The following is a 25,293-nucleotide window of genomic DNA, read 5'->3' on the forward strand; positions in this document are numbered from 1 at the left end:
GTGAACGCGGTTCATGTACGAGGCGAGCGTGCGAGCGATGCTCACTTCTCCAGGGCGCTACGCTGGAGACTGCACCCCGTGTGCATCCTCTACGCGGAGGACGCCCCCGGTTTGGCCACCGGGGGCACGCGCAGAGGATCATCCCCGCGTAGAAGGCAGGTCCGTCATGGACGAGCGCGCAGAAGCCCTTGCCGCGACGATCAAGCGGAAGCGCAAAAACGTGAAGCTGACCCAACGGGAATTGGCTGAACGCGCCGGCCTGAGCCTCGGGACGATTCGAGCGCTGGAACAGGCCCTACGGTCCGGGTCGATCGGTACTCTTCAGGCGATCGCCCACGCGCTCGACGTAACTATCGCCGACCTGCTGGCGAAGGCGAAGGCGCTCCCTGGAGATACTCCGGACTCAGGCATTGTGGCGATCCGGCGGGTACTGACCTCCGTTGACGACCTCCTTGACGACGTCGTCGAAACCGATGAGCCGGTCAGTCTCCAAACAGCATCGCGAGATTCCACCTACGCGTGGGGCGCGTACTGGGGTGGCCGATACGAGGAGCTGTCCGCGCTGCTGGCGCAGGCGATGATCCGCGCCCGCGCGGCCGAACACGCCAGCTCAACCAAGGACCGCGAGGCCGCAGCCGACAAGCTCGCCCAGCTGTATCAGGTCGCCAGCTGCACGCTGGTGCATCTCGGGCACCCCGACACGGCATGGCTGGCCTGGGATCGGGCAAAGCAGGCCGCCAAGCGCGGCAGCGATCCGCTTCGTATTTCCGCGCTCCACGGCAGCGCCTCGTGGCTCTTGCTGACTGAAGGTCGGTACGAAGACGCGGTGAAGGTGGCGATCCAGACCGCCGAGAAGATCGAGGTCGCTGGGAAGGCTTCGCTTCCGCAGCTGTCCGTGTACGGCCAGCTGATGCTGTCCGCGGCTACCGCCACGGGCCGAAACGTCAAGCTTCGAACCCGCGCCGAGAAGGCAGCCGACTTCCTTCAAGAGGCCCGCGCTATGGCGGAACGGACCGGCGAGCGCAACGACTACGAATCCGCCTTTGGACGCAACCAGGTGATCATGCAAACCGCCGACGTGCAGGTGGTCACCGAGCAGTACTCCAAGGTCTTGCGGACCGCACGGCAGATGCCCCGCGACGCAGGCCTCCCGTTGGCAGCTCGCAGTCGTCACCTCACGGACGTCGCTTTCGCGCAGACCCGGCTCGGCATGGACGACCACGCGTCGAACACCGTCCTGTCGATCTCCGCGAGCGCCCCGGACTGGATCAGTCATCAGACCTTGTACAAGCATGTCGTGGGCGAGCTCGATGCCCGGCTGATGAAGACCCCTCTGCATGAGCTGGCGCAGAAGATCGGCGCAAACAGCAAAGAGTTGTAGCGCATTAGTCCGAAAGGGTAGTGCTACAAGGCGTGGTACCTGCTCAAGGTCAACCACATTTAACGTCTTCGCCGTGGTCAACGACGAGCGTTCTACCAGCGAGAACGAGGCTCCAGAAGCCTCGTTGACACGGTCGTGCACAGCGTCGTTCTGGCCTGCCGACCTCGTCACCGATACCTGGCAGTGGATCGCCGATACGCGTCTGGCTACCTCTGCCGAGTGCCGGCCTTGGGGTGCGGTCAACGACGGCTCCGAGGCGGCAACAGCATGAGCGCAACTCGGATGCGGGTCCGGATCGGGATCCGCAACTACCTCGATCTGCGTCACGCCTACCTCGACGCGCAGCTCAAGCAACTGGAGATGCGTGACGTCGCCAAGATCAACCCCCTGTGCCACGCCAACCCTGCGAGCGGCGGCCACTCGCATCCATTCGACATGGTCGGCCGATACCCGTTCATGAACCTGGGCGGCGAGTTCGTCGCGTGCCTCGGGTGCCGAAGCTGGATGGCAACCCACCCACACCTTGTCGTCTACCGCAACCACCTACTCGTCAACGACGAGATTGTTGGGTTCCGCGGTGACCTGCCCGCGTACGACCTGCCCGACCCCCGACACTCACGAGAGCGAGTAGAAGGCCAGCGCTTAATGGCCGTCCCCTGATCAGCCTTCGGCTCACGCGCGAACTGTTTAGCAGCAGTTTCACTCCTCCCCCAAGAAGAGCGTGAGCCGGAGGTGTTCCACCCTTCTCCTCCTCAAGGCCCACCAGTGGGGTGGCTGCGAGGAACACAGGAGATGGGCGCGGTGCGCGGGAAGTGTGGGAGCCCTGACGCGTGCACCAAACCGATGAAAGAGCGTTCCAGATGCGCGCGTCCCATCGGTCGCACGGCGCTCCCAGGGGTCTTATTCACCCCTGGGAGCGCCGTGCAAGCTGCCTCCTTGGCTGGAGGTGTTGAACCCATCTCCTCGAAATCCGGGGTTAGACAGCTCCCCGGACGCCGAGGAACGGGCGGTGCACAAACCACGGCGGTGGGGATCCGTGCACCGACCGGCCGATCCGACATCGTCCGCGGACCGGTCGGCAGGCGCTCCCGGAGCTACTCGACTCCGGGAGCGCCCCACAACTTCACAACCCCGGCCAGGACATGGACCGCGCAGCAGGAACGAAGGGCAGCTGTCCGTCGTCGCATCAGCTTTCCGGCGCACGTCACGGTCATCCTTCACCGCTGGCTCAGGGACGGCTCTTTCCCGACGGGCCACCGCCCGTGTAGCTGCCGAGCCGCCCTCTGCCCGTCGAAAGGCATCACGACATGACCACAACCCACGCCGGTGATCCAGTCTGCATCGCCGCTGTCCGCGCCGGAAACAGCGACGCCCGCGGCGTTCTCATCCCACGAGTGAGTTCACCACGCCCGGCGGCCCCAGTGCGGCAGCTGATCGGAGTCGGCCATGACGCCGTCCGTGGTTGAGGTCCTGGTCACCGTGACCGCCGCGATCTTCTTCTCCTGGCGTTGCACCAGCCGCATCAGCCGATGCCGACGGCGGCAATCGCCGTCGCGGCTCCCGGCGGGGGCTGCCGTCGACTCGATACGACCCGTCCCCGTTGCGATCCGGGCCGGATCGGGCAGGTCGTCGTGATGCGCTCCACTCGAGTTCCGGCGCCAGGCGGGCTCCTGCATTCCACGGCCTCGACCCACGTCCAAGGGATCTTCGGGAAGCGGAACCATCTCTTCCCCCGGGGCGCCTGGGTGTTCAGGCTCGACAGTGTCCGGGCCGCCGCACTCGGCTGGCGTGGCCGGTTCGTCGTGCTCGCCTACTGCGGCGCCTTCTGCTGGACCGACATCGAGGTCGACGACGACGACATTGACCTGCAATGCCTTGACTGCCGGAAGGCCCGCGCGGCCGCCGCCGAACGAGAACGCGCTACCACGGCATCTCGCGGCGGAGGGCTCGATGGGCGTGACAGCGGCATCCTCGACCTTCCCGGTCCCCTACCGCCCGCACTGATTTCCGCACGGGACGTAGCCCGCGTCGCCACCAGACCGAAGCCCGGCTCACTGCCAGGGGGCCACCGCCCGTGTACCCGTCGAACCGTCCTCTGCCCGTCGAAAGGCGCTCCGACATGACCGCTACCCGCCTTGATGATCCAGGCTGCATCATCACAGTCTCCGGGCGGAGCGACAGCGAGCTTCTCGCCGCCGTCCGCGCCGGCGACAGCGACGCCTACGCCGTTCTCTTCCGGCGCTACCACGGCCGCGCGCTCCAGTACGCCCGCAAACACACCAGATTTTCCGAGATCGCGGAAGACGCGGTGATGGACGCCTTCCTGGGAACCTTTCAAATACTGCTGCACCAGAAAGGGCCCACGACGGAGTTCCGGAAGTACCTCTTCACCGCCGTGTGGCACGCCGTTGTCCGACGGTGGGGAGAAGGCCGCCACCTCCTGCTCGTTCCGGTCAGCGACGAAGCCCTGCACGGCGCCGAGCCCTCGGCGGAAACGATCGTGCACGACCGTTTCGCCGCCCGAGACCAGCGCAAACGAGCGGAAGTCGTTCTCTCGCTGCTACCCCGACGATGGCAGCAGATCCTCGAATTGACCGTCCTCACTGAACGACCCATCGCCGACGTCGCTGCCATCTTCGGCCTCAACCCGGAGGCGACCCGCTCCCTGGCCGCCCGTGCCCGCCGCGGATTCAGAGCGAAGTTTCTGGACCTGCCCGACGTCGCCTGACCGGCAACGCCGGGTGATCCAGCCTGCATCACCCCCGGGAGACGGCAACAGCACACACCTCCGCCGTTCCTGCTACCACCCCGACGACCACGGCCATCACAAGCCCGCCTACCGATCTGCTGAGGAACCCATGCGCGACGGACGACACCACCGCACCAACACCAGCCGCACACTGGTGAAATCCGCCGAGCACGGACGTGTCGGCCACGCAGGACTGGCCTTTCTGCTGCTCGCTGGCGGGGTGATTCTCGGAACCGCGCTCACCGTCGCCGTCCTCGCGGGACGGCTCTACTTCGGACTTCCCCTGATCCCTTAACCGCAAGCTCCCGACCGGCCAGACCACCCGGTCGGGGTCCAGGCGCGAGCGAGGCCAGCGGCAATTGCCTCTCCACCCAGTCGAGATGCGATTGCCAATTCCGCGGCTGGCCGCGCCCCTGGACACGGTGGCCCGACTCTCCTTCAGGCGCGGAGGAGGGTCGGACCACCACCCACGCCCCCGGTCGAAATGCCCTCGGCCGGGCGTCCAGGGATCACCACGGCGAGTGAGGAGTAACTCCGATCGCTCATCGGCTTCACGCTCACTGCCGCTTTCCTCGTGGTCACCAGCTTTTTCGGATTCCCCTAGATTTCCTAACCACGCGCTCCCGGCCCTTAAGCAGGCGGCCGGGGTCCAGGTGTGAGCGCGACTAGTGGCTTTGTGCTTTTCCTTCCACGCTGGCCGCGCCCCCTGGACGCGGTTGCCCGGTCACGACCTTTGGACGATCTCCGAAGAAGGCCGGGCAACCGTCAAAACGTTGTAGTGCCGATCGGAAGAAAAGAATCGATGGATGAGGAACACACCGGGCAATCCCATAACAGCGATGACCCTTACGCCCCCGCCGCAAACGCTGCCCTGCTTCCGCTCACCGCCCAGGCTGTGAAGGTCCTGCACGCCCTCGCCGCCGCTGCTCCCCAGCTCGCCGTGCTCCTCGAGTTGAACCTCGTCACCCCCGACGATAAAGCCGAGTGCACTCGTCTGCTGCGCCATGCCGCGAACCTCCTCGACAGGCACGCGGGAAGTGCAGACCCGGCATCGGCGGAGAGTCCGGCAGCACCGGAGGACGTTCGCGGACAGGAACCGAGCAGCTGGTTAGTCGACTTATCCGATGATTCCGGCGAATCGCGTTCTCGGCCCCGAGACTCTCCTGCGCGGAAAAGCGGAGGAGACCCCGTTGAATAACGAGAGAAAGGTAACTGTGAGAAAGACACCAGCAGCGTTCATCGCGGCAACGGCCATCCTGACCGGGGCCCTCGCTACCCCGGCGATGGCGCAGGACGTTGAGCCGAACCTCGTCGGCGGCACCCCCGCCACCGGCGAGACCGGATGGGCGGCCAGCATGCACATCAAGGGCCGCGGCTTCCTCTGCACCGGGATCCTCCTGTTCCGCGACACGGTGGTGATCCCGTCCCACTGCGCGTTCAAAAAGATCGGCGGCATGGAGCCGTGGGACGCGAAGCAGGTCACCGTCCACGTCGGGTCGAAGGACCGCACCGCTGGCGAGGTGCTGAAGGTCGCCCAGGTCATCCCTCACGAATCTTTCACGTGGGGTGAAGGCGGCAAAGAGTTCTACGACGCGGCAGCGCTCAAGCTGACCAAGTCGGCGAACCAGCAGCCGCTGACACTCGGCGGCGAGTCCGCCCAGCCCGGCGACAAGGTCACCATGTACGGGTGGGGGTCCGACCTCCCCAGCGGGGACACCTCCAACCTCCCGCGGAAGCTGCAACAGCTCAAGACCACCATCGTGGACCCTGCGGAGTGCGCGGACGCCAACATCGGCGTCTACGAGGTGTGCACCGATAATCCGCACGGGACCGACGGCCCAGGTGGCGGTGACTCCGGTGGACCCGTCGTGAAGGTGGTCGACGGCGTCCCGACGCTCGTCGGGATCATCAGCCGTGCCCGTGATGGCGCCCGGCCCGGCGAGGACGAGACGGTCGCCACCGACGCCCCGGCCTTCCGGGAGTGGTTCTACGGCAAGGCGCGCGGCGTAACGGCCGCGCCCCCGGCGTAGCCGTCAGCGCCTAGCGCTGCGTCAAGCCGGGTGGGCGGCGCCCTCCCCAGAGGCGGGCCCGCCCACCCGGCCCCTTCGCCCCCGCCCAGGTGATCCAGCCTGCATCACCCGGGCCCTGTCCAGAGAATCGAGAACGGCATGACCTACACCGGGCGAACCGGGCCCGCACAACCACCGGAACGGAACGTCAGCGCCGTCCGCAGCCGTTGGTGCAGCAGCGTCCGCGTCCTCCGCTGGGGCAGGGGTACAAGCGGCAACACCGGCGCAGACGCCGCGCTCGACCTTTTGCTCCACGCTGTCGACGCGCGGAAAGCCACCGCCACAACGGACGCACCAACGAAGGCCCCGGCATGAGCAGCACAGAATCCGAGCCCACCTCCCAGCCGACTCCACACGCGACACGCTCACGCTGGCCGACGATCGGCAGCCAGGTCGCCGACCAGCACCGCAGGCTGGAACCCGGCACACCCGATCTCGACTGGACGACAGAGCCACAACCCCCAAGCAGCGACCGACCCATCCCCTCCCGGTGGCGCGAACTCGAGCGACACGCGCCGAAAATCGGCCGAGCGCCCATCGTCACGCGCACAGAGCAGCCCCGGATCGTCGCGCACGAGGCCTCCGCCAACGCCACTCACATCCAATTCCGCCGGTAAGGGAATTCACGCACCCTCATGAAGAAGGCTTTTGAGACACCCTGGCCTGACGGGCACGAGGAACTCACCGTGCTTGCTCTCCCCGACCTCGACCGCGACGCCGCGCCCGGCACGGGGACCCCGCTGGCGAGGCTCGTCGACCGCGTCCGCACGTTCGTGCGCCCGATTGACGGGTTGAGCCCCGTCCCGGACGCTGCCCTGCACCTGACGATCCAGCCGGTCAACCACCTCCTTTTCGACGCGCCACCGGTCGGCGACGACACCGTGGAGATATTGGTCAAGGAACTGATGGGCTTGTGCGGTGCCTGGTCGGCCTTCTCGCTGATGATGGGGTCCCCTGTCATCGGACGGGGCGGGATCACGCTCGACTCCCACCCGCCGGAGCCGTTCAACCTCTTCGTCCACGAGGTCCGCGAGGCCATCCGCCACGTGTGCGGGCCCGATTCGATCGGCTACGACACCCGGCCCGGCCATATGGCGCTCGTCTGCGCCACCCGCGACCTGGACACCGACGACTTCGCCAGTGCGTTACGACACGTCCAGCCCAGCCACGCCGACATGCTGGTCCGCACGATCGTCCTTGCCCGCGTCCGCCAGAACCCCCCGGCAGCCTGCTACGAACTGGACGTCGTCGACCGTTTCGAGCTGCAAGATCCCCGTCACCTCCGGAGCACGTGAGGTCGACATGAGCAGGAAACCCCATCACCTCAGCGACGTCGACAACATCGTCCGCCATCTCCTGTTCGGCGACGAGATCACCCGCCGGAACCAGCTGATCACCGCCGAAGTCCGGGCACTCGCCCTCGCCGCCGGCGTCACCCAGGTCCTCCATCTCGGTTGTGGGATGCCCACCGCCGACGGGGACCAGAACCATCCCGCCGGGCTCGGTATCCGCGAGGTCGCCGTCGACAATGACCCCATCGTCGTCAGCGTGCGGGAGCGGCAGCGCCGCACCGAAGCCCGCAGGCGCAGCTACCGGGCTAGTGCCCTGCCCGCGATCCTCGAAGCCGACCTGCGCGACCCCGGCGCCATCCTCGCCAGCACCACCGTGAGAAACACCCTCGACCTCGGCAAACCACTCCTCCTACTCGCCACCGCCGCCTTCCACCACATCCCCAACATCCAGCGCCCCGGCGAGATCGTGGCCCACTACCTCAACGCCCTCGCCCCCGGCAGCTACATCGTGGTGTCCCACCTCGCACTCCCCGAAGACCAGAACGGCAGGCGCCGCCTCGCGGCCGCGCACGGCCTGTGTCCGGACGTCACCCCGCCTGCCATCGCCCGCCCCCGCGCCGTCCTCGAAGGATGGCTGCGCGGCCTCGACCGCGTGCCGCTCCAGACGAACGGCGGCCGTTTCCTCCACGCCGTCGCAGGGAGGAGCCACCTCGCCCCAACGGCAGAGACCACCCCGGCACCGCGGCGCGGCCCGTCGCACACGCTGATCCAGCCTGCATCATCCGGTAGCCGGGGAGAGTCGAGGACGTCATGAACAGCCCCGAACCAGCGCACAGCACGCCGTGGCCGATGCCTGCTTGCAACAACGGCAACGGTCCCTTCCTCCACGTCGCGGCCGCGCGAACACGCACCACCGCGAGGGCCGACGCGTGAACCCGTCACCGACCCCGCCGAAGAGGGCAACACCCCACATGCCCCACCGCCCGCCCGGCGACGTCAACCGCGCCGCACACTCGGCCACCGGCGCCAGCGGAGGCCCGGACAACAGACTGCTCGCGATGCTGCTTGATCAGCTCGCCGTCGAGCCCGGCCACCGGATCCGCGAAGTCGGCCCCGGCCATCTCGCCGACCAGCTCGCCGTCCTCGCCGGGCAGACTGGAACCGTCGTCTACGGCACGGGAGGGTGGCGAGCCGACGCGCTCGCACCCTACGACAGGATCGTGGTCACCAGGCCACGGTGGGATCTCGCGCCCGCATGGACACGCCAGCTCAGCGACCACGGGCGCCTGGTCGTGGCGCTGCGGCTTCGCGGCGGCACCCACTGCGTCGTTTTCACGGGCTGGCGTTGCTTGTATTCCGTCACCATCCGCCTCTGCACCCCCACCCCCCACAACCAGCTTCCCCACCGTGGCGAACGCCGCCAGGTCCTCGACATCCCCGGTGAGCGGCCCGTGCTCACATGGGACCAAGATCAGACGATCAACCCGAGCCGCCTCGGCCGACACCTCGGCCACCCTCCCGGCGTATCGCTGTGGACCGGTGTCACCATCGAGGACGGCGAGGAACTCGGCCAGCTGTGGCTATGGCTCGCCGCCAGGGAGCCCGGCGCCTGCGGACTCGCCGGCGGCACGGGTACCTGGCTGGCTCCCCTGGCCAACCCTGACGGCACTCCCACGCTCGTCGAAGAAACCACCTTCGCCTACCTGACGCGCCGTGAACCGCCGCCCGGATGCCCCGGCAACCCGCGGCGGTTCGAGATCGGCATAGCCGCCTACGGCCCTTACGCCGACACCCTCAGCGCCCGGTTCGCCAACCACGTCAGCCTCTGGAGGGCCGCGGGTAACAAGCACGTCGGCATCGCGGCCTACCCGCTCGACGGCTCCCCGCCCCTCAGCTACCCGCCCCACATATCGGTGATCGACCGGTACCGCACCCGTTTCGTGGTGGGCTGACCCGGCTCCGGTCAGCCGGACTGATGCAGCCTGGATCACCGCCACCAGAACAGAAAGGCGCGCCAGCTCGACGCCCATGATCTGGGCTATCAGGCGTTGCCAGCGGGGTCGGTGTGGTTCACGCTGGTGGGGATCTCTTCGCCGGGGTCGGACGACCCCCCGGCCCTGCGACCGGCCGGGGGTTGCGGCGGGGAGAACACGGATTCGGCGAAAGGGGTTACCGCGATGGACACCGGCAGCAGCATGTGGCACCCGGGCAAGCATCTACGCCGGTTGCGGGCGATCCAGGGGAAATCGCAGGAGGTCGTCGCCGGGCTGGCCGGAATCACCCCTAGCTACCTGTCCCGGCTGGAGACAGGCGAACGCAGACTGGATGACCGTCGCCTGGTCACCGCGCTGGCCGAAGCGCTGGAGGTATCTCCGGCGGAACTGCTCGGCCAGCCGGTACGGCACGAGGACGCGGACCTGGCGGCGGCACAGGGCACCGTGGCGCCGCTGCGGGCGGCGTACCTGTCCACCGTCCTGGGCGCGGTGCCCGCCGTCGGTGGACAGGTACGCGGCCCAGACGAACTCACCGCGGCGGTGCAACGCGGGGTGGGGTTGCGTACCGCCTGCGATTTCACCGCGCTGGGTAGGTTGCTGCCGGGGCTGCTGGTGGAGCTGCACCACCTGGTGGCCACCGACGCCACGGCGCGGCGCGGCGCGGCGCGGCGCGGCGCGCTGGAGGCGTTGCACGTGGCGTGCGCGTCGGCGAGCGTGCACTTTCTCGCCCTGGGATATCCGATGGAGGCCGTGGTCGCGGCCGACCGCGCGGCGGAAGTCGCGGCCGAACTCGGCGGCGCGTGGCCCGCCCTGGCCGCGTTCTCCCAGGTGACCGCGTTGTTGCCGACCGGCACCCACGACCACGCTTACCGGATCGCCAGCGAGGCCACCGACGCGGCACGAGGCCTGAGCGGGCAGATCACCGATCAGCCGGCGCAGGCCGCCTACGGGGCGCTGCTGCTGGCTAGCTCGCTGACCGCGTCGGTCACCGGCCGGGCAGAGGAGGCCGCCGACCGGCTGGCCGAAGCGGGCACGCTTGCCGAGCAGGTGGGCGAGTGCGGGCCACTGGTGGCCACGTTCGGCCCGAACAACGTGCGCGCCTACCAGTTAAAGAACGCGCTGGAACGCCACGAGTTCGAGAGCGCGGCGCAGGTCGGGGACCAGCTGGACTTCGCGGCGATCGGATCGCCGGAACGCCGCGCCGCCTTGGGGATCGACTACGCCCGTGCGCTGGCGAGGATCCCGCACCGCCGCGCCGCTGCCGTGACAACGCTGGTGGCCGCGGAACACGCTGCACCGCAACGGGTCCACACCTCCGTCTGGGCGCGGGCGGTCACCGGGGAACTGCTCGACGAGGCCTATCGGGAAGCGGGCGGCCCCCAACTTCGTGGACTGGCCTACCGCCTGGGCCTAACGGGTTAAATCCCCAGGGCTTGACCAGCCGTCAAGGTCGCAGTCCTCCACCGCATTAGCGTCGTTGCCCGAGACGTCAATCAGACGCAGATCCCGGGAGTGGAGGGCGGCGGCATGACGACACCTCCGACAAGCCCCGGCCACCGGGGCGGGCCCGCACCGATGACGGTCGGGGACGTCTTCGACCTGCTGTGGCCACACGTGCCCGAGGCCGCCGAGGGGCTGCTGCTGCCCGGGATCCCCCGCTGGGTAGCAGCAGTCCACCCTTCCCGACTCTGCTGCGGAATCTGCGCGGAGGCCATCGAGCGTGGTGACACCCAGCACCGGCCCCGGCAAGCGTGGTGGCACCGGCTGCTGCTGGATCCCGGCACGGGACGAGTGGAGGAACGGCTCTACTGCTCGGTGCACGCCGAGATCGCCCAGCTCGGCGAGCAGGACCCATGGTGAACCTCGTGGCCGGGGACACCCTGATCACCGTCGATCTCGGCGACGGCATGGAGGCCACGATCACCGCCACCAGTGTGGGCGGTGTGCGGATCTTCCCGTCCGTGTCGGCGCGGATCGGCGGGAACGCCCACCCGATCGGGTTGCTGCTCGATCTCCGCGCCTGGCACGCGTTCCTCGCCGACGTGGGGTTCTACCTGCCGTTGCGGTTCGCTTCCCGCACCGCCGCCTACGTTGCCGCGCGCCGCTTCCACCAGGACGTCACCACCCAGGAACTCGGCCCCATCACCCCGGGCGCCGTCGCCGAGTGGGCACGGTGGTGGACCACGGCGCACCCCGACGCCACCTTGCTCACCGGCGGTGACCATGAATGACCAAGCCCTCACTGGCCCGTACACCCCAAAAATGCTCATCGTGCACCACGGTGGGCCCCGATCCGGCACTAGCCAATGCTGATCCAGCCTGCATCACAGGACTGATCCAGCCTGGATCACCTGTGTGGCTGCACGCGATTCGGCTAGCGAGTTGTAGCGGCTACGTGCGCGCCGTGTTGCCGGGTTCGTCCAGCCCCCGCCAAGGCCGATCCAGCGTCACTACGTGTTCCTGTTGGCACAGGAGTGGATTGACAGCTGTCAGGTTCGCGGTTCTTTAGAAGGGCGGTGGATTGTCCAGCATGCGAAAGTTCGCACATAACGTAGCGCTGAGCTTTCTCGGGCGCAGACACCCGATGAGCTACGACCACGATGTCAGTGCACCGTGCGAAAAGACGGTTCCCGTACCATCTGCCGAGGCTGTGGGTCAGCGTGTCATTGCGGCCAGTGACTCGGTACAACCAGTCGGCCTACCAGAAGGTGACCTGGTGGTCCATGTACGGCCGGGCCGTTGGATGGTTCTCGGTGATGTGGGTGTTCGTGCTGTTGCCACTCGTGGTCTTGTTCTTCGTCGACTCTGCGCAAGCGTGGCAAAAATTCTACGAACTGGCGATCAGCCTCGGCATCTTGATCCCGTCGTTTTCTCTGATGGTCTGGTGGAAGAACAGGGACGAGCCCCACACGGTGGACGAACTTATCGAGCGTCAGAACCGTGCTGAGGTGCAGAAGTAGACCAGGGCCCGCTGCCTGGAACTCTTCTTCCCTACCCGGTGATCCAGCCTGCATCACCCGTGTGACGGGGTCCTGTGCTCGGTCTCGGCGGCGACGGGTGCCACCTCGACGCCCATGATCTGAGCTATCAGGGTCGCCGAGAGATCCGGCATCAGCCGGGCCAGTTCCTCGAGGTCTGCCCGGTCGATCAGCCACGGCGCGACGGCGTCGGCCTGTCTCCTCACCGACTGTGTGAACCGGTCTCGACGTGAGTTCTCGGAGTCCTCACGTCTGCTGCTTTCCCCCATGTGCGTCTCCTCGGTCGTGCGGGCCGCGCATTCCCCCTCGCGGATTGGCGCGAGTGAACAGGGGGCGGCTCTGCCCGAACCGCTCCCCTGCTGGGCCCTGACGTCGGCCCTTCCCTGCTAATCGCCCCGACACTGGACGCCCCCAAGCATCGGATGCGCCGGGGTCCTCCCGATCAGCGGGGCCACTCGGCCATCGCATCTGGGCGGTACCGGCGTTCTCCATGCGGAGCACCGGCTTGTGGCCCAGATGGCTTATCTCTGCGACGGTCTGGATCTGCGTTGTTAAGTGCGGTTACCATCGCCTGGGGGCAAGCTTAGATCAGGTCGCGGCGCTGTCAACCTTGCGTAACATCGCTGTGATCCAGGTCACACTATACTGGGGGCTGGGGAATGTCCGAAGAGCAAGCGGGAAGGCAGAGGCAGGGCGTGGCCGAGGGCAGGATGTCCGAGCGCGGTGTGTGGAATGCCAAGATCAAGAAGCGGCTCATCGACCTTCGCGCCACGGTGTTGAAGCCGGACGGCTCCGAGCATTCACTGGGGGAGATCGCTCGGCACGTATCCGCTGCTACCGAGGACCCGGTCTCCCGGCAGTTGGTCAGCAAGTGGTTCAACCCGGCCTTGAACAACCTGCCCACCGAGTGGCAGCTGCCGCACGTGGCTGCGTTCTTCGCGGTGGCCAAGGAGTTCTTCACCGACGACGAGGCGCACCGCACGATCATGAAGGAGATCGCGGACGTCATCGCGCTGCGCAATGTGACCAAATACCTCAACGATGAGGACACTCAGGTTCTCCGCCGCGACCTCGGTGACTTCACCCCTGAGCAGGCGAAAAAGATGCTCGCTGCGGTCCAGCAGATCAAAGCCGAGTCGGACGCCGCGGACAGCGCGCGTGACAGTCGAGCGAAGGCCGTCCCCCTTCCCGCGTTCCGGCCGCCCCGTCGCGAGTCCTGAACGCGCCCGGAGAGTTCGGCTCCGGCGCCGGGTCGTTCCTCGGTCCGGCGCTCTCCTCTGATCCAGGCTGCATCACCGGACGTAGATCAACTGAGCAGCAGTAAGGCTACCTTGGGTAATCGAACCTCTGTTCTTATTTCGATCGGTTGACACGTAGCTGTCAGGGCGAAACATGCGACATTGAGTGATAACGGTTCAGCCATTAGAGTGGAGCGATACCGCGTTATCGCTCTTGAGGGCGGCTACTCGTTGCCAATTCTGCTACAACGCTTAGGTGCACTCTTCGTAATTATTGCCCCATGGTTGCCCTGACTGGCCACCTCGCAGCCTCCGAAGAGTTGTCACCCGTTCGGACGTAAGGGGGATGAAAGTGACTTACCGTAGTTATGAGCGGGTGCGGCCGCCGGTGCATGTCCTGTCCGGCAGCACGGCCAGCGAGGCCCCCCTGCACACCTCGCAGCGCCGTCCGTGCCTGGCACTGGCGGCCTTGGGTCTTCCGCCGATGTACAGCCTCGACGTCCTCATCGGCGCCGTCGCCGACCGGGTTGACCGACGGATCGAGGTGCGCGCGGCCGACCTCGACGGCGCGCTGCCGTGCGGCATGGCGGTGGCCACCCCCGATCGGTACTTCATCGTGTATCCGCGGACGTCCACGGTCCATCACCGGACCCACATCATCGTCCACGAGCTAGGGCACATCCTTCTGGAGCACCACAAGGCCCTGCCCGACTCGGTCGATGACATGGTCCGCGAGTACGCGCCCATCCTGGCGCCTCACCTGAGCTCCGACCTGATCCGCCGCCTCCTCGGCCGGACCGTCTACGACAACGACCACGAGCGGGAGGCCGAGGATTTCGCCGGGGCGGTGATGGACCAGATCGGGCACCTCGCGGACTACTGGGCACAGCCCCGCGAGGACCCCGCCGTCAACCGGCTGAGGATCCTCTTCGGCGGGACGGCCCGCTGAGGATGGAGGTCCTCACCGTCGTCGCCGCCGTGCTGTCCCTCGCCGCTGCCGTCGCGAAGGTGCGCGAGGCCCTGCGCGCGGGAGCCGAACGCGCGACGATGCTGTATTTCGCCGGTGCGCTCGGCGGGTTCGGCGGGGCCATCGGGATTCCCGCGCGGATCATCGTCCTGCCCGGACAGCCGTACCTCATGCCGTGGATCGCGCATTGCTGCGCGATGCTCGGCGCCGCTTGCCTGCACACCGTCGCCGTCCGGATCGCCGGCGCGCCCACCCCGAGGCCGCTTCTCGGTATGGCCGCCGTGCTCATCGGCGCGGTGTCCCTCGCGACCGCCGCCAGCGCGAATCCCCACCTCACGGTGCCGGGCGCCGCCGTCGCGGACGGCGACGTTCTGCACGCCACCGCGACCCTGGTCTATCTCTCATATCTGTTGTGGGCATTGGTCCGCAGCCACATCCTGATCGGCCGGTACGTCCGGCGTGAGGACACCGGAGCCCTGCTCCACCGCTCCCTGACACTCACCACCAGTGGTGTCACCGTCGCGGTGATCTGGGTCCTCTGGGTCTTCTACGTCCTGTTCTCGGTCTGGCTCGGATCAGGCGGGTTCCCGGCGGTGGCTACGGTGTTCTCGCTGATCGCCGAACTGCTCAGTGGGGCGGCAATACTGCTGATCACCATCGGCGCCACCTATACCAGCTGGGCGGCACCGGTGACCCGGGCGTGCACCGCTCCCCTGGCCCGGAGGCTTCTGCGACGGCTCGAACCGCTGCATCAGGCCGTCATCGACGTCCTGCCTGAGCTTGCTCTCCCCGACGATCGGCTGCCGGTCCGGATGCGGCTGTATCGGCAGGTGATCGAGATCCGGGACGCGCAGATGCGCCTGCGCCCGCACGTTCACCCCGACGCCGCGCGCCGCGTCGCCGAGGAGAGCAAGCAGTCGAGGCGCGGCCGCGCGGGAATCTGGATCTCCGGCGGCGATAGCTGGGGAGCCATCCGTGAGGCCGCGGTGCTCGCGACCGCGATTGACGGCTACCGCCACGGCCGCCGCTACGACCGCGCGGGCGACGTCCGGCAGCCGGAACCCTGCCCCGGGCTACAGCGCACCACCCTCACCGAGGCCCGCCTCCTCGCCCGCGTCGCCCGCGCCTACACCGACAACGCGCTCGTCAGGGAGATCCGCGCGGACCTCTGCCGTGACAGCGAAGTCCGCACCCGGCCGCCCGGATGGCGGCCCCGGGCCACGAAACCCTGACCGGCGCGACCAAGCACGGCTTGATCGATCAGCTCGCGCTCGGCTACCACCCCGACTGCGCCCTACCGACAGAGTCGTCATAACCTGTTACAGCTGGTCAGCGCGGGGGATGGCCTCCCCGATCGCGTCGTTCACGTCGCTGTCCGGGGTAGCCAGGTTACCAAGAGAATCGCATCCGCTACGTCCAGGCAGTCCTGTCGAGTGCGTGCGGTTTCGGTCGCTCGGTAGACCAGTATCCGATCCGCTCGCGTAGCCCGATATCAGTCATTTGCTCAGTGTCCCGCATCCGTGGCCCGGTGATGTCGCGCTTATGTCGCGGACGAGCGCCGTGGCCCACGCTGATCGCAGGCCCAAGGGCCTTTCCGGCGAGGTCCTCGCTCGCTCGCGGGCCGTTCCGGGGATTAGCCTCTCCGGCCGACCGGGGCGGAGATGTTGGCGGAGGCCTTCGCCGCTGCCCGTCCATGACCTGGTGATGCCTCTGTTCAGCTTGATAGTGCAGCCTGGTTCACACCGCCCTTCGGTGGTGTATAACGGCCTATTCGCACGCGCTGTGTGCGGTGAAGTCCCTGTGACAGTGAATCGTAGTTGTCACAGATAGTGCCTCTGCCGACTGGCTGATTGCTCAGCTGTGAGGTGCACCTGTCACCAGATATGACCGACCGCTGTCTGCAAATAAAGGGACCGGAGGCCGAGACGATGGGTTCACCCGTTCGTGACGCATCAGCTCAAAGTACGTTCTTCCTCATGTTGGGACATCAGCCGTTTGACCCGAAGCAGTCGTTCGCTGAGCAGGTCGACGCCACTCTGTCATCCGCACTGGCTGCGGTGCGCGCACAGGGCTACGGCCCCGAAGATGTGTTCGCACCGATCGACGTGTCCGGCCGCACCGACGAAGAGGTGGAGATCGTGCGCGAGCGCGTGGCAGCGGCGGGTCTGGTGCATGCCGCCTTGGTCGACGAGCGCCAGCCGCCTCGTCCTGGCACGGTAACCAGAGCCTCGTTGGATCCGGAGTCGAACTCGGTCCTAACGGACGCCCGCGCGGCTCGCATCCTCGGCGACTCTTGAAGCGTTGATGACGCCTATCGATCACATGTGACAGATAGCTCTCACAGGCACAGTCCCGCAGATGCTGCCGAGGGGCGTTAGTTGGCATCCACAGGTGCTAGCTGGCACCAGTTCGGAAGAAAGTTGTTGCCTTGTGCACCGCGCGCTCGAAGCGCTCCTCGTCCAGCGGAAGAATTGCCATCCGGATTGAGTCCGCATGTGCCGCGTCGACCTGCGCCGCGATCGCCTGATACGCCACCGTCGTGAGCTCGGCGACGTCCTCTGAGGTGGTGCCCGGGTCCACATGGAGCGCGACGGCGAAGGAGATCATCCGGCCCGGCGTCGGCTGACCGGTACGCCGTGCATAGGCGGTGACCTGCACCTGCTCACCCGGATCGACGGGGATCAGCGCGACGTCTGCGGCCATCGGCACGGACGCCACTGTGACCGCGTCGGCGACGAGCTGGCCGAGCGCGGCGACGTCCACGTCGTCAGGACATTCCGCCGTCACCAAGACCGGCATGACGTGTCCGGTGAACTGCGGTTCGGCACCTTGCACCGTGCGTATATATCGCAGCCGTAGTAGAAGGGCAAACAGGGTCGCGATAGATGCCGACTTCCGGGGAGCCGCGCGCACGGCATGAGGGGGGAGGGTTGCCGTGCGCGCGGCGACTGGGCGATCGGGCAGGCGGCCGGTGATGCAGCCTGGATCACCCGTCGGAGGTGATCCAGGCTGCATCACCGCGCGGGCCTGCGCGGTCGCGGTCTCTACATGGCCGTCGCGGTTCGTGCGCGCCTGGGCGCGCACACCCGGTTGCGGCCGTTCTCCTTGGCCCGGTACACCTCGTCGTCGGCGATCTTCATCGCCTCGTCGAGCGCGGTTCCGTGTTCCGGCATGGCCGCCACGCCGATGGAGACGGTCCGTACTTCCTCCGGTCGCCGGCGTCCGTCGGCGTCCGTCGCACCGCCCATCACCCACGGATCTCCGCCCGCCGCGCGGGTGATCGGGATCTTCAGGACCTCGACGGCGCCGCGGATCCGTTCGGCGACGACGACGGCCTCCTCGATACCGGTGTCGGGCAGCAGGATGACCATCTCCTCACCGCCCCACCGGCACAGCACGTCACCGGCCCGCGCCGATCGCCGCAGCTCCCCCGCCACGTCGGCTAGGACGTGGTCGCCGACCAGGTGCCCCCAGGTGTCGTTGACCAGCTTGAAATGGTCCAGGTCGATCACCATGACCGAGGTCGGCGAGCCTGAGCGTGCCGCGCGGGCCAGGATCTTCGCCGCCTGCTCGGTGAAGGCCTCCGGGCGAAGCAGGCCGGTCCGGCTGTCGATGGAGGACGATCGCCACAGATGTTCGAGCTGGTGCATGACGATCGTGATGCAGATTCCGATCGGGGCGACCAGCAGCGCCAGCGGAGGCCAGAGCGCCGCAGAGCACGTGATGGTCATCGCGATCAGCAGGACGACGACGATCTCGACGTTGTCGCGGACCGTGCCGAACATGTCCAGCCTCAGGAGCCGCCGCCAGTCCGGCGGCCGCTGCGAGCGCGGCTGATCCCACAAGTCCGAGGCCAGCCCGCGCGCCGCGCCGACCATCACCGCCTGCGCGGCGAAGTAGGCCCCGACCGCCGCCGCGAGCCCGATACCCACGGGCGCGAGGTCCGTGGTTCCCGGCGTCCAGGACGACACCGGGGTCCATTCGGTCACCGCGTGCACGCTCACGACCGACAAGCCGATCGAGACCGTCGAGTGGACGAACTTGAACAGCGGTTTACGGGCGATCCACCACCGGTGAGTGCGGACCAGGACCACCAGCGCGATCGTGAGCGGCACGGGCAGCAGCACCGCCGCGACGAAGAACACGAGCGAGGTGTGGTCGACGTGCGTGGCGCTGCCATCGCGGCCACGACGACGTTCCGCCGCGACGTTGGTCGCGACGAGGTAGATCAACGCGCCAAGCGCCAGCCAGCCGAAGTGCTCCCAGTCCGCGCTGGTGATCCCGATCGCGAACGCCCGGGTCGACGCGACCGCGATCAGGGCCAGGACCACTGGTTCCGCGATCAGGGCCCAGGTGACCGGGCGTCGTCCCCAGCTCCACAACTGCCACATCGAGCGGGGGTGGGTAACGACACGGGCGCAATACCCCACCTGTTCCACCACACGAGTGAGACACGTCCACAGGGCAGCCATTACCCTCAGGGCGTTCAGAGAGGCCGATCCTCCCGGTCTTTCTGGTTCCCGAACCGCGGGACTGCCTACTCGCGGAGGTGGTGACGATGCCATTTTTGCCGGGCCCACCACGACCCGGAATTTCTTCATGCTCTTTTTCCCCCTTCGCTCACCGATCAGCGCGGGAGGTGATCCATGCCCTCGCGCGGAGATCGTGAAACCTGACGATTCGTTCGGTACCGAACTGTTCCCCTATTCCCGTTCCTTTACGTTGACTGGAGAAAAACCAATGACGCTGCTCATTCGTGGCGACCGTGAAACCTTCCACCTCGGCGACCGCGAGACCTGAGCGAACCGCCGCAGTCTGTCCAGTGTGCTCCTTGATCCCCTGTCGTGACCTGGAGAAACCTATGAATATCGTGCCTGGTGACCGTGAAACCTTCCACACGCTCGGCGACCGCGAGACCTGAGAAGTACCCACTACGCGGGTCTCCTGACAGGCTGTAGCAGCACATTGGACCGTCGCCATTGGACGGAACACACTCCTGTCAGGAGTACCCCCGTTGTGCCCAGGATCGCAACGGCCATCACGGCGGAAGAAACCTCCGCGAGAATACCGGCCGTGAGCGCACCTATGCCCTGACTCGCCCGAAGCAGGGTGTTGATTAGGCCATTCGTTGTGCCCGCGATTCCCCCGTCGACACGCTCCGTGAGTGTGGCTACGGCGGGTGAGTAATACGTGGCCCCGAAACCGGAAACGATGAGGAGGGCCAGGACGACCGCGAGGGAGTGCAGGCTCACCCAGAACGCCGCCAGCGGGATCATGCTCACCAGCGCGAGCGGCACGATCAGGCGCTGTTTCCGGTCCCCGATCTGCCGTTCCAGCCACGTCGACCCGGCGATGAACCCGACGCAGTCGGCCGCCAGCAGCCAGCCGACCGCCCAGCGACCGGCGCCGAGTTCGTCGGCGAGCGGCACCACCACGGCGTCCGGCGCCGCCGTGAACCCGATCAGCGCCACGGCGACGACCAGGGCCCGCGTCAGCCCGTCGTGCCTGACCTGCCGCCCGAACGCGCGCAGCTGCCCGCCGAGTTCGGCGAACGCCCCGAACCCCGTCGACGTCCCGGGCGCGCTCGCCGGCCGCGCCCGTAGCCAGACCCTGAGCACCACGGCCGCGACGGCGAACGTCACCGCGTCGATCACCAGAGCCCACGTCGTGCCGATCGCGAGTACCACCGCGGCGCCGCCGCCGAGCCCCGCCAGCTGCCCGACCTCACGGACCAGCAGCAGCCGCGCCCGGCCTGCCCCGTTGAGCGCCATCCGGGCGTCGTCGTCTGGCGCGATCCCATGGTGATCGACCCGGTAATCTGACAGCACGTGCAGGATGGTCGCGCCTTGCGCGCCCTTGACCGGGATCTGCAACACCGCCACGCACATCACCCCGGCGAGCAGGACGAGCAGCGGCACCCCGGGAATCGCCATGACCGCGATGATCAGGCCTTGCAGCGTGCAGCAGATCACCATGAGCGCCCGGCGCGGATATCGGTCCGCGAGCCCGGCCAGCAGCGGGCCGACGAGCAGCGGCGCCAGGAAGGTGGCCGCGTAGGCGGCACCGGCCCAGCCCGCCGAGCCCGTCCGGTCGAACACGAGCAACGCGACCGCGACTTTGGCCAGCTGGTCGCCCACCGTGGACGCCGCTTCGCTGATCCAGAGAGCCGGAAACTCTCCCGATCGCGGCAGCCTTAGGGCAGACCCCTCCCCTTGCTGACGTGCCATTGATCCCCACCCTGCGTATTTCGCTTGTCACGAATCGCCCCGCAGCGAGCGTAACCGCGAGTAGGACAACGGTGACTACCATTTAGGTGATTCACTCTACCGCCCTTGACTGATTACGCACGGTTGCGATCGTAGGGAGGATGCGACCAGATGCGGGGGCCAAACGGGTTACGCCGGTGATGCAGCGTGGATCAATCGGTCACGTCTCGGAGTCGGACCCGCGGCGTCGCTGAAGCGACCGCAGGAGATCGCCGCCGAGCTGGAGTTCCGGCGGGTCCAGCGTGAGGGCCACCTCGATGACGTCCCGCAGGTCCGGGCGTCCTGCCAGGGTGCGGACGAGCGCCGCGACCAGTTCGACGTCAACCGGTTTCGTCTTGCGCAACAGTTCGAGCGCGAGATCGCGAAGCGGACCGTGCCGGAGCGCGGTCGCGGTCTCGATCTGCTTGACGATCTCCTGGGATGCTTTGTCGTCGAAGAAGTACGCCGGTGGCACACCGAAGAAGTCCGCGAGCGCCTGCAACCTGTCGCGCGTCGGGTTGTCGTGCTGTCCGGACTTCAGATACCCCACGGACTGATAGGAAATGCTCTCTCCCAGCCGTTCGCTCATCCCGGCGGCGACCTGCCGCAGCGTGAACGGTTCCCCGTCCGGGCGCCGGATCCGCTCGAACAGCACCGTGATCCGCTCCGCCAGGCTCAGCGGCTGGTCGCTCTCCGCTTCCGCGCTCTCGCCCGTCCTCTTCGTCTCGCCACCCACGACGACATCCTTCCCCATCAGAGTCCCGCCCCGCCGGACTTCCATGCAGACCCGCCGTCCACCCTGGGATATTAGGTTCATTTGACAAAGTTGCATGTTCGTCTAGTCTCGGCAGCGATGATAAATGAACCTAATACTCTTGGGAAGGGTATTCGGTGCCCATCATCGACACACGCAGCAACGGCAGGCGGCACGACCAGCGAAGACACCACCCCGGGCTCACCGCAGCGGGCCCACCGCAGCGACACGGCTGGTGCCGCCTGACTGTCGAGTCGTCCACCGGCCCGTGGGGCGGTACCGGTGGGCTCCAGCAGGACCGCGACGCCCCGCGGTCCGAGGCGGCCACCGGCAGATGGGGACCACCCACCCATCCGGATCCCTCTGCCGGTGGCCACCGCCCGATTATCCGGCTGATGCACCGTGCATCGCCGAGGGGACACAGAACCTCGGGGGAGGACCATGTCACCGCACACCTGGCGCCGACGGCGCCACCATCTCGAACTCCACCTCGCCGACGGCCGCGTCGAGCACGTGCCCGTGCCGGTCGACGGCCTGCTCACCAACACGCCCGGCGCCCTGACCACCGACGCCGCCGCCGACCTCCTGCACCTCGACGGAACACTTCAGGCGCTGGCCTGGACACTGCGCCTCAAAAGCGAGACCGCCGCCCGGACCCTGATCCAGCTCCGCGCGGGAAGTCGCCCCCGATCGGTCGACTCGCTGCCCGCCGGTAGCGATCCGCTCACCTACGCGACCACCGAACACGCCCTGCGCGTGGAGCAGCTCGACAACGTCGAGATCACCGCCATGACCCTGCGAGAGTTCGTCATCTGCCTCGACCTCGGTGGGCCGCTCGCCGAGGCGGCGGACGGATGGCAGCGCGACCCCGCGCCGCCCGCCGGCGTCGAGGCCTTCGTCGACGCGGACCACTTCATCGCCGCCGAGCCGCGCCGCGCCCAGCGCGCCGTCTGGGGCGGCACCGTCCTCGACGGCGTCGAGGTATGGGGAACGCAGTGGCGCAGGGAACCCGACGACCGTCCCGGGCACCTCGAGCCCTACGGCATCGTCGGCACCTGGGCCCTCGGCTACCTCCCCGCCACGCAGGAGCTCTACGCCGTCCGGCGCGAAACCGGCCAGCCCCGCACCGTGTGGCTCCTCGGCCGCGGCTTCGCCGTCATCGAGGACGTCGCCGACGTCCTCGCGCCGATCCTGCCGACCATGCGCCGCCCGAACTCCCTCCTCTACGCCGCCGACGCCGTGCGCGCCTCCCGTCGGCCCCGCCTCGTCCATCCACCGGGCGGCACCGGGTGATGCACGCTGGATCACCCCTCCGAACCTGAGCGCGCCCCGCTTCCCCGGCGGCGAAGCTCCCCACTCGTCGCCGCGCCCGTTCCGCAGGCCGGGCGCGGCGACGGCCCTCTCCGCACCCCTTCAGCCTCTCCCGCATAAAAGAGCGGATTAAACCGGCTTCCCTTTTTAGAACCGAAAGCATTCGGCACACCCGCCTGACCTAGGTCGGACGGGCCATTGTCATGCCCGAAAAATGTGTCGAAAACAGGTGCGAAATATTCTCCCGAATAGCTTGACGAACCACAATTTCGGCCTGCATCGTAGGTCTCATCAGCAACACAGGCGCTGATCGCGGGACGTCACAGCAGTCCCGGACCATGGCAGGCGCGGGCAGGTTGGGGAACCTGCGCAATACCGCCCAGCCCGCAAGAAGTATTTCGCCGCCAGAGGAAACGCGCGGTGAAACCTCTTGTTTATGGCACTTGTGACGTCTCTGCGAATCCATGTTATGGATATTCGCAAGGGAGAGAGAATGAAGCTGTTATCGCAGCGGGCGAAGATCGGCGTGGCCGGTGCTATCGCTTGTGCCAGTTTGGCGGGAGGTACCGGGCTCGCCGAGGCGGCACCGGCACCGGCCGCTTCGCACGCCGCCGCCGCCGAGGGCCAGGCGGACGCGGTCAGTATTCCGGTGAAGATCTCCGGCGGGATCACCCTCGCCCGTGACCAGCACGGCCCTCGTCCGGGCAGCAACGTCCCGCCACCGGCGGCGGGCCCCAAGGGGCAGATGAGCACGATGGCGGGCTACCAGTGGTTCCCCGGACGCAGCAACAGCGCCACCGGTGTCCGGATCCGCGCCACGGCTCCATCGGGCACGGTGCGCGGCCACCTGCCCCCGTACTCCCACCTGTGGATCTGGTGCGAGCACCCCGCCGGAGGCACCTGGTGGAACTGGATCGCCTACAACACCGGCAGCCGCTGGATCTACGGCTACGTCAACTTCAACTACACCTACCTGTCCCCGCCCCGGTCGCTCCCGCGCTGCTGACCTGCGCCCGCAGTGACGCGCACTTCGCGCAGTGACCTGCGCTATCGCGAGCTCGCACACCCCGCGACTCCCCATTACCGCTTTTCCTGGAGGTACCTCAATGTCCCGCACTCTCGCCCGCCGAACCGTCGCCGGTCTCTTCCTCGGTGCGGTCGTCACCGGCGCCGGCCTCGCCGCCGCCGGAACCGCGCTCGCCGATACCCCGGGCACCGCGAGCGGTCCCGCCTCGTACCTGCACGGCGTCGGCACCACCGGCGCCGCGCCGGACGGCACCCGTATCACGTTCAGCACGCCGGATAGCCGCGAGCTGTAGCCGATACCCGAGCGGCCGCGCGGCGGAGTTGTCCGCCGCGCGGCCCACCCCGGCCGGAAGACACGACGATGACCACGACCACGATCCACGCTGCATCACCTCCCCGCCCCCGGATCAGCAGTTTCCGCCGCCATGTCCGCAGGCTGCACCGGCTGTCTTTCGCGGCCGCACAGGGTGATCAGCCGACCCAAGCGCATTTCATCCAGGCCTACGCGCGGGAGATGATCGTCGACGGCGTCCCGCTCGACCTCACCGTCCGGGGCGCCCTGCTCGACCACGCGCAACGCCAGCGCCTGCCCGCCGGGCACCTCGAGGTCCCGGACCGCGCGCTGGTCCGCGCGGAGTTCAGTTTCTGGTGGCACCTCACGCTCGAGCTGCTCGGCGCCGCCTACACCGGCCAGCGCCAGGCCCTGCCCTCCCGCGCCGAACTCGACGGCCTCATGTACGCCAGCGGCGGCAACCCCGCCATGTCCCCGTTCAGCCCCGAGGAGATGGGCCCGCTTGCGCGGACGATCGGCTTCTATCGACGGACCGACCTCGGAACCGATCCCGGGGACGTCGTCGAGGGGCTCCTCCTCGCATCGATCATCCGCGTCGAGCACGGGTTCCAGGGGCGCGGTGAGCGCTACCCGGCGCGGCCGTGCACCGACGGCGGCGACCCGCACCGTTCACGGTTCCTCCGCCGCTGCCAGGCCGCGCGGGACAACTTCCGCGCAAGCCAGGCCGATGTGGACGATCGGATCTACCGGGCACTCTGCCGCCGCCTCGACCGGCTTGACACCGGCGACCCGGTCCACCACGCCTACCGCGCGCTGATCGAGGACTACAACCGCCACCACCCCGACGAGCCGGTCAACCGGCTCCACGTCCCCGCCGACACCTTCCCCGCCGACCCGGCCCCCGCCGCGGCGTAGCCCGGCGATCCAGCCTGCATCACCCCACCGTCCACGCCGCGCACGACGGGCGACTTGCGCACCGGAATACCTTCCGCCGCAC

29 protein-coding genes are annotated in these 25,293 nt (G+C 67.8%); 22 read left to right on the forward strand and 7 right to left on the reverse strand.

Annotation, left to right across the window (positions count from 1 at the left end; genetic code table 11):
• Nucleotides 1-166 precede the first annotated feature (166 nt).
• The 3 genes from BS329_RS38705 to BS329_RS38710 all read left to right on the forward strand — a co-directional run bounded on the left by BS329_RS38705 (nt 167) and on the right by BS329_RS38710 (nt 2,041).
• Nucleotides 167-1,381 (forward strand): helix-turn-helix domain-containing protein, encoded by a 1,215-nt coding sequence (locus BS329_RS38705; protein ID WP_076168208.1) that lies wholly within the window; start codon nt 167-169, stop codon nt 1,379-1,381.
• Nucleotides 1,382-1,454: 73 nt separating this feature from the next.
• Entirely contained in the window at nt 1,455-1,652 is a 198-nt protein-coding gene (locus BS329_RS43145; RefSeq protein WP_143253394.1) for a hypothetical protein, read from the forward strand.
• The gene (locus BS329_RS38710) at nt 1,649-2,041 is read left to right on the forward strand and encodes a hypothetical protein (protein WP_143253395.1); all 393 of its coding nucleotides are present in this window, start codon (nt 1,649-1,651) and stop codon (nt 2,039-2,041) included. Before BS329_RS43145 ends, BS329_RS38710 begins: the two co-directional genes overlap by 4 nt.
• 740 nt (nt 2,042-2,781) lie before the next feature.
• Here the strand turns inward: BS329_RS38710 and BS329_RS38715 are convergent.
• A complete protein-coding gene (locus BS329_RS38715; RefSeq protein WP_076168212.1) occupies nt 2,782-3,057 on the reverse strand; it encodes a hypothetical protein in 276 nt (91 codons plus the stop codon).
• A gap of 443 nt (nt 3,058-3,500) precedes the next feature.
• Here BS329_RS38715 and BS329_RS38720 point away from each other — a divergent pair, with 443 nt between their 5' ends.
• Entirely contained in the window at nt 3,501-4,109 is a 609-nt protein-coding gene (locus BS329_RS38720) for an RNA polymerase sigma factor (RefSeq protein ID WP_076168214.1), read from the forward strand.
• Between the two features lie 130 nt (nt 4,110-4,239).
• Nucleotides 4,240-4,425 carry a hypothetical protein gene (locus tag BS329_RS38725; protein ID WP_076168216.1) on the forward strand — a complete coding sequence of 62 codons (186 nt, stop codon included), beginning with the start codon at nt 4,240-4,242 and terminating at the stop codon, nt 4,423-4,425.
• 429 nt (nt 4,426-4,854) lie between these two features.
• Here the strand turns inward: BS329_RS38725 and BS329_RS38730 are convergent, their stop codons facing one another.
• Nucleotides 4,855-5,160, reverse strand: a complete 306-nt coding sequence (locus BS329_RS38730) for a hypothetical protein (RefSeq protein WP_143253396.1) — start codon at nt 5,158-5,160, stop codon at nt 4,855-4,857.
• A gap of 184 nt (nt 5,161-5,344) precedes the next feature.
• On the opposite strand from BS329_RS38730, the gene BS329_RS38735 reads away from it, so the two are divergent.
• The 8 genes from BS329_RS38735 to BS329_RS38770 all read left to right on the forward strand — a co-directional run bounded on the left by BS329_RS38735 (nt 5,345) and on the right by BS329_RS38770 (nt 12,445).
• Entirely contained in the window at nt 5,345-6,160 is an 816-nt protein-coding gene (locus BS329_RS38735) for a S1 family peptidase (protein ID WP_244197462.1), read from the forward strand.
• 725 nt (nt 6,161-6,885) lie between these two features.
• Nucleotides 6,886-7,494: a hypothetical protein gene (locus BS329_RS38740; RefSeq protein WP_143253397.1), complete on the forward strand. Its 609-nt coding sequence runs from the start codon at nt 6,886-6,888 to the stop codon at nt 7,492-7,494.
• A gap of 7 nt (nt 7,495-7,501) precedes the next feature.
• The gene (locus BS329_RS38745; protein ID WP_076168223.1) at nt 7,502-8,305 is read left to right on the forward strand and encodes an SAM-dependent methyltransferase; all 804 of its coding nucleotides are present in this window, start codon (nt 7,502-7,504) and stop codon (nt 8,303-8,305) included.
• 157 nt (nt 8,306-8,462) lie between these two features.
• Nucleotides 8,463-9,443, forward strand: coding sequence for a class I SAM-dependent methyltransferase (locus BS329_RS38750; RefSeq protein ID WP_076168225.1), 981 nt, complete (start codon nt 8,463-8,465; stop codon nt 9,441-9,443).
• 225 nt (nt 9,444-9,668) lie between these two features.
• Nucleotides 9,669-10,907 (forward strand): helix-turn-helix domain-containing protein, encoded by a 1,239-nt coding sequence (locus BS329_RS38755; protein ID WP_076168227.1) that lies wholly within the window; start codon nt 9,669-9,671, stop codon nt 10,905-10,907.
• 105 nt (nt 10,908-11,012) lie between these two features.
• On the forward strand, nt 11,013-11,345 hold the full coding sequence (locus BS329_RS38760; protein ID WP_143253398.1) for a hypothetical protein: 333 nt from the start codon (nt 11,013-11,015) through the stop codon (nt 11,343-11,345).
• A complete protein-coding gene (locus BS329_RS38765) occupies nt 11,339-11,716 on the forward strand; it encodes a hypothetical protein (RefSeq protein WP_076168231.1) in 378 nt (125 codons plus the stop codon). Before BS329_RS38760 ends, BS329_RS38765 begins: the two co-directional genes overlap by 7 nt.
• A gap of 444 nt (nt 11,717-12,160) precedes the next feature.
• On the forward strand, nt 12,161-12,445 hold the full coding sequence (locus BS329_RS38770; RefSeq protein ID WP_076168233.1) for a hypothetical protein: 285 nt from the start codon (nt 12,161-12,163) through the stop codon (nt 12,443-12,445).
• Nucleotides 12,446-12,498: 53 nt separating this feature from the next.
• Here the strand turns inward: BS329_RS38770 and BS329_RS43655 are convergent, their stop codons facing one another.
• A complete protein-coding gene (locus BS329_RS43655; RefSeq protein WP_158075877.1) occupies nt 12,499-12,669 on the reverse strand; it encodes a hypothetical protein in 171 nt (56 codons plus the stop codon).
• Between the two features lie 453 nt (nt 12,670-13,122).
• Between BS329_RS43655 and BS329_RS38775 the strand changes: the two genes are divergently transcribed.
• The 4 genes from BS329_RS38775 (at nt 13,123) to BS329_RS38790 (ending at nt 16,965) form a co-directional block, all read left to right on the forward strand.
• On the forward strand, nt 13,123-13,683 hold the full coding sequence (locus tag BS329_RS38775) for a hypothetical protein (protein WP_143253399.1): 561 nt from the start codon (nt 13,123-13,125) through the stop codon (nt 13,681-13,683).
• A 370-nt stretch (nt 13,684-14,053) separates the two neighbouring features.
• Nucleotides 14,054-14,650: a hypothetical protein gene (locus BS329_RS38780; protein ID WP_143253400.1), complete on the forward strand. Its 597-nt coding sequence runs from the start codon at nt 14,054-14,056 to the stop codon at nt 14,648-14,650.
• Between the two features lie 2 nt (nt 14,651-14,652).
• Nucleotides 14,653-15,900 carry an MAB_1171c family putative transporter gene (locus tag BS329_RS38785; RefSeq protein ID WP_076168239.1) on the forward strand — a complete coding sequence of 416 codons (1,248 nt, stop codon included), beginning with the start codon at nt 14,653-14,655 and terminating at the stop codon, nt 15,898-15,900.
• A 744-nt stretch (nt 15,901-16,644) separates the two neighbouring features.
• Complete coding sequence (locus tag BS329_RS38790) at nt 16,645-16,965, forward strand: hypothetical protein (protein ID WP_143253401.1); 321 nt, start codon at nt 16,645-16,647, stop codon at nt 16,963-16,965.
• Between the two features lie 97 nt (nt 16,966-17,062).
• Here BS329_RS38790 and BS329_RS38795 read toward each other — a convergent pair whose 3' ends face one another.
• A complete protein-coding gene (locus BS329_RS38795; RefSeq protein WP_143253402.1) occupies nt 17,063-17,431 on the reverse strand; it encodes a hypothetical protein in 369 nt (122 codons plus the stop codon).
• A gap of 281 nt (nt 17,432-17,712) precedes the next feature.
• Nucleotides 17,713-19,059, reverse strand: a complete 1,347-nt coding sequence (locus BS329_RS38800) for a GGDEF domain-containing protein (protein ID WP_158075879.1) — start codon at nt 19,057-19,059, stop codon at nt 17,713-17,715.
• 274 nt (nt 19,060-19,333) lie between these two features.
• Here BS329_RS38800 and BS329_RS45315 point away from each other — a divergent pair, with 274 nt between their 5' ends.
• Nucleotides 19,334-19,468 carry a hypothetical protein gene (locus tag BS329_RS45315; RefSeq protein WP_279628251.1) on the forward strand — a complete coding sequence of 45 codons (135 nt, stop codon included), beginning with the start codon at nt 19,334-19,336 and terminating at the stop codon, nt 19,466-19,468.
• Between the two features lie 131 nt (nt 19,469-19,599).
• Here BS329_RS45315 and BS329_RS38805 read toward each other — a convergent pair whose 3' ends face one another.
• Entirely contained in the window at nt 19,600-20,805 is a 1,206-nt protein-coding gene (locus BS329_RS38805) for an MFS transporter (protein WP_076168246.1), read from the reverse strand.
• A gap of 289 nt (nt 20,806-21,094) precedes the next feature.
• A complete protein-coding gene (locus BS329_RS38810) occupies nt 21,095-21,649 on the reverse strand; it encodes a helix-turn-helix domain-containing protein (RefSeq protein WP_158075880.1) in 555 nt (184 codons plus the stop codon).
• 459 nt (nt 21,650-22,108) lie between these two features.
• Here BS329_RS38810 and BS329_RS38815 point away from each other — a divergent pair, with 459 nt between their 5' ends.
• From BS329_RS38815 to BS329_RS38830, 4 genes are all read left to right on the forward strand, one after another.
• Complete coding sequence (locus BS329_RS38815) at nt 22,109-22,960, forward strand: hypothetical protein (protein WP_076168250.1); 852 nt, start codon at nt 22,109-22,111, stop codon at nt 22,958-22,960.
• A 511-nt stretch (nt 22,961-23,471) separates the two neighbouring features.
• Nucleotides 23,472-23,984, forward strand: a complete 513-nt coding sequence (locus BS329_RS38820; protein ID WP_076168251.1) for a hypothetical protein — start codon at nt 23,472-23,474, stop codon at nt 23,982-23,984.
• Between the two features lie 100 nt (nt 23,985-24,084).
• On the forward strand, nt 24,085-24,297 hold the full coding sequence (locus BS329_RS38825) for a hypothetical protein (protein WP_076168253.1): 213 nt from the start codon (nt 24,085-24,087) through the stop codon (nt 24,295-24,297).
• A gap of 68 nt (nt 24,298-24,365) precedes the next feature.
• Nucleotides 24,366-25,211, forward strand: coding sequence for a hypothetical protein (locus BS329_RS38830; RefSeq protein WP_076168254.1), 846 nt, complete (start codon nt 24,366-24,368; stop codon nt 25,209-25,211).
• Nucleotides 25,212-25,293 lie beyond the last annotated feature (82 nt).

The sequence above is a fragment of the Amycolatopsis coloradensis genome, assembly GCF_001953865.1.
GTDB lineage: Bacteria > Actinomycetota > Actinomycetes > Mycobacteriales > Pseudonocardiaceae > Amycolatopsis > Amycolatopsis coloradensis.

What these genes read in the sequence shown, in the direction of transcription:
- BS329_RS38705 (WP_076168208.1), top strand. Translation starts at nt 167, where the DNA reads ATGGACGAGCGCGCAGAAGCCCTTGCCGCGACGATCAAGCGGAAGCGC.
- BS329_RS38710 (WP_143253395.1), top strand. Translation starts at nt 1,649, where the DNA reads ATGAGCGCAACTCGGATGCGGGTCCGGATCGGGATCCGCAACTACCTC.
- BS329_RS38715 (WP_076168212.1), bottom strand. Translation starts at nt 3,057, where the DNA reads ATGCAGGAGCCCGCCTGGCGCCGGAACTCGAGTGGAGCGCATCACGAC.
- BS329_RS38720 (WP_076168214.1), top strand. Translation starts at nt 3,501, where the DNA reads ATGACCGCTACCCGCCTTGATGATCCAGGCTGCATCATCACAGTCTCC.
- BS329_RS38725 (WP_076168216.1), top strand. Translation starts at nt 4,240, where the DNA reads ATGCGCGACGGACGACACCACCGCACCAACACCAGCCGCACACTGGTG.
- BS329_RS38745 (WP_076168223.1), top strand. Translation starts at nt 7,502, where the DNA reads ATGAGCAGGAAACCCCATCACCTCAGCGACGTCGACAACATCGTCCGC.
- BS329_RS38750 (WP_076168225.1), top strand. Translation starts at nt 8,463, where the DNA reads ATGCCCCACCGCCCGCCCGGCGACGTCAACCGCGCCGCACACTCGGCC.
- BS329_RS38755 (WP_076168227.1), top strand. Translation starts at nt 9,669, where the DNA reads ATGGACACCGGCAGCAGCATGTGGCACCCGGGCAAGCATCTACGCCGG.
- BS329_RS38760 (WP_143253398.1), top strand. Translation starts at nt 11,013, where the DNA reads ATGACGACACCTCCGACAAGCCCCGGCCACCGGGGCGGGCCCGCACCG.
- BS329_RS38765 (WP_076168231.1), top strand. Translation starts at nt 11,339, where the DNA reads ATGGTGAACCTCGTGGCCGGGGACACCCTGATCACCGTCGATCTCGGC.
- BS329_RS38775 (WP_143253399.1), top strand. Translation starts at nt 13,123, where the DNA reads ATGTCCGAAGAGCAAGCGGGAAGGCAGAGGCAGGGCGTGGCCGAGGGC.
- BS329_RS38785 (WP_076168239.1), top strand. Translation starts at nt 14,653, where the DNA reads ATGGAGGTCCTCACCGTCGTCGCCGCCGTGCTGTCCCTCGCCGCTGCC.
- BS329_RS38790 (WP_143253401.1), top strand. Translation starts at nt 16,645, where the DNA reads ATGTTGGGACATCAGCCGTTTGACCCGAAGCAGTCGTTCGCTGAGCAG.
- BS329_RS38800 (WP_158075879.1), bottom strand. Translation starts at nt 19,059, where the DNA reads ATGTGGCAGTTGTGGAGCTGGGGACGACGCCCGGTCACCTGGGCCCTG.
- BS329_RS38815 (WP_076168250.1), top strand. Translation starts at nt 22,109, where the DNA reads ATGTCACCGCACACCTGGCGCCGACGGCGCCACCATCTCGAACTCCAC.
- BS329_RS38820 (WP_076168251.1), top strand. Translation starts at nt 23,472, where the DNA reads ATGAAGCTGTTATCGCAGCGGGCGAAGATCGGCGTGGCCGGTGCTATC.
- BS329_RS38825 (WP_076168253.1), top strand. Translation starts at nt 24,085, where the DNA reads ATGTCCCGCACTCTCGCCCGCCGAACCGTCGCCGGTCTCTTCCTCGGT.
- BS329_RS38830 (WP_076168254.1), top strand. Translation starts at nt 24,366, where the DNA reads ATGACCACGACCACGATCCACGCTGCATCACCTCCCCGCCCCCGGATC.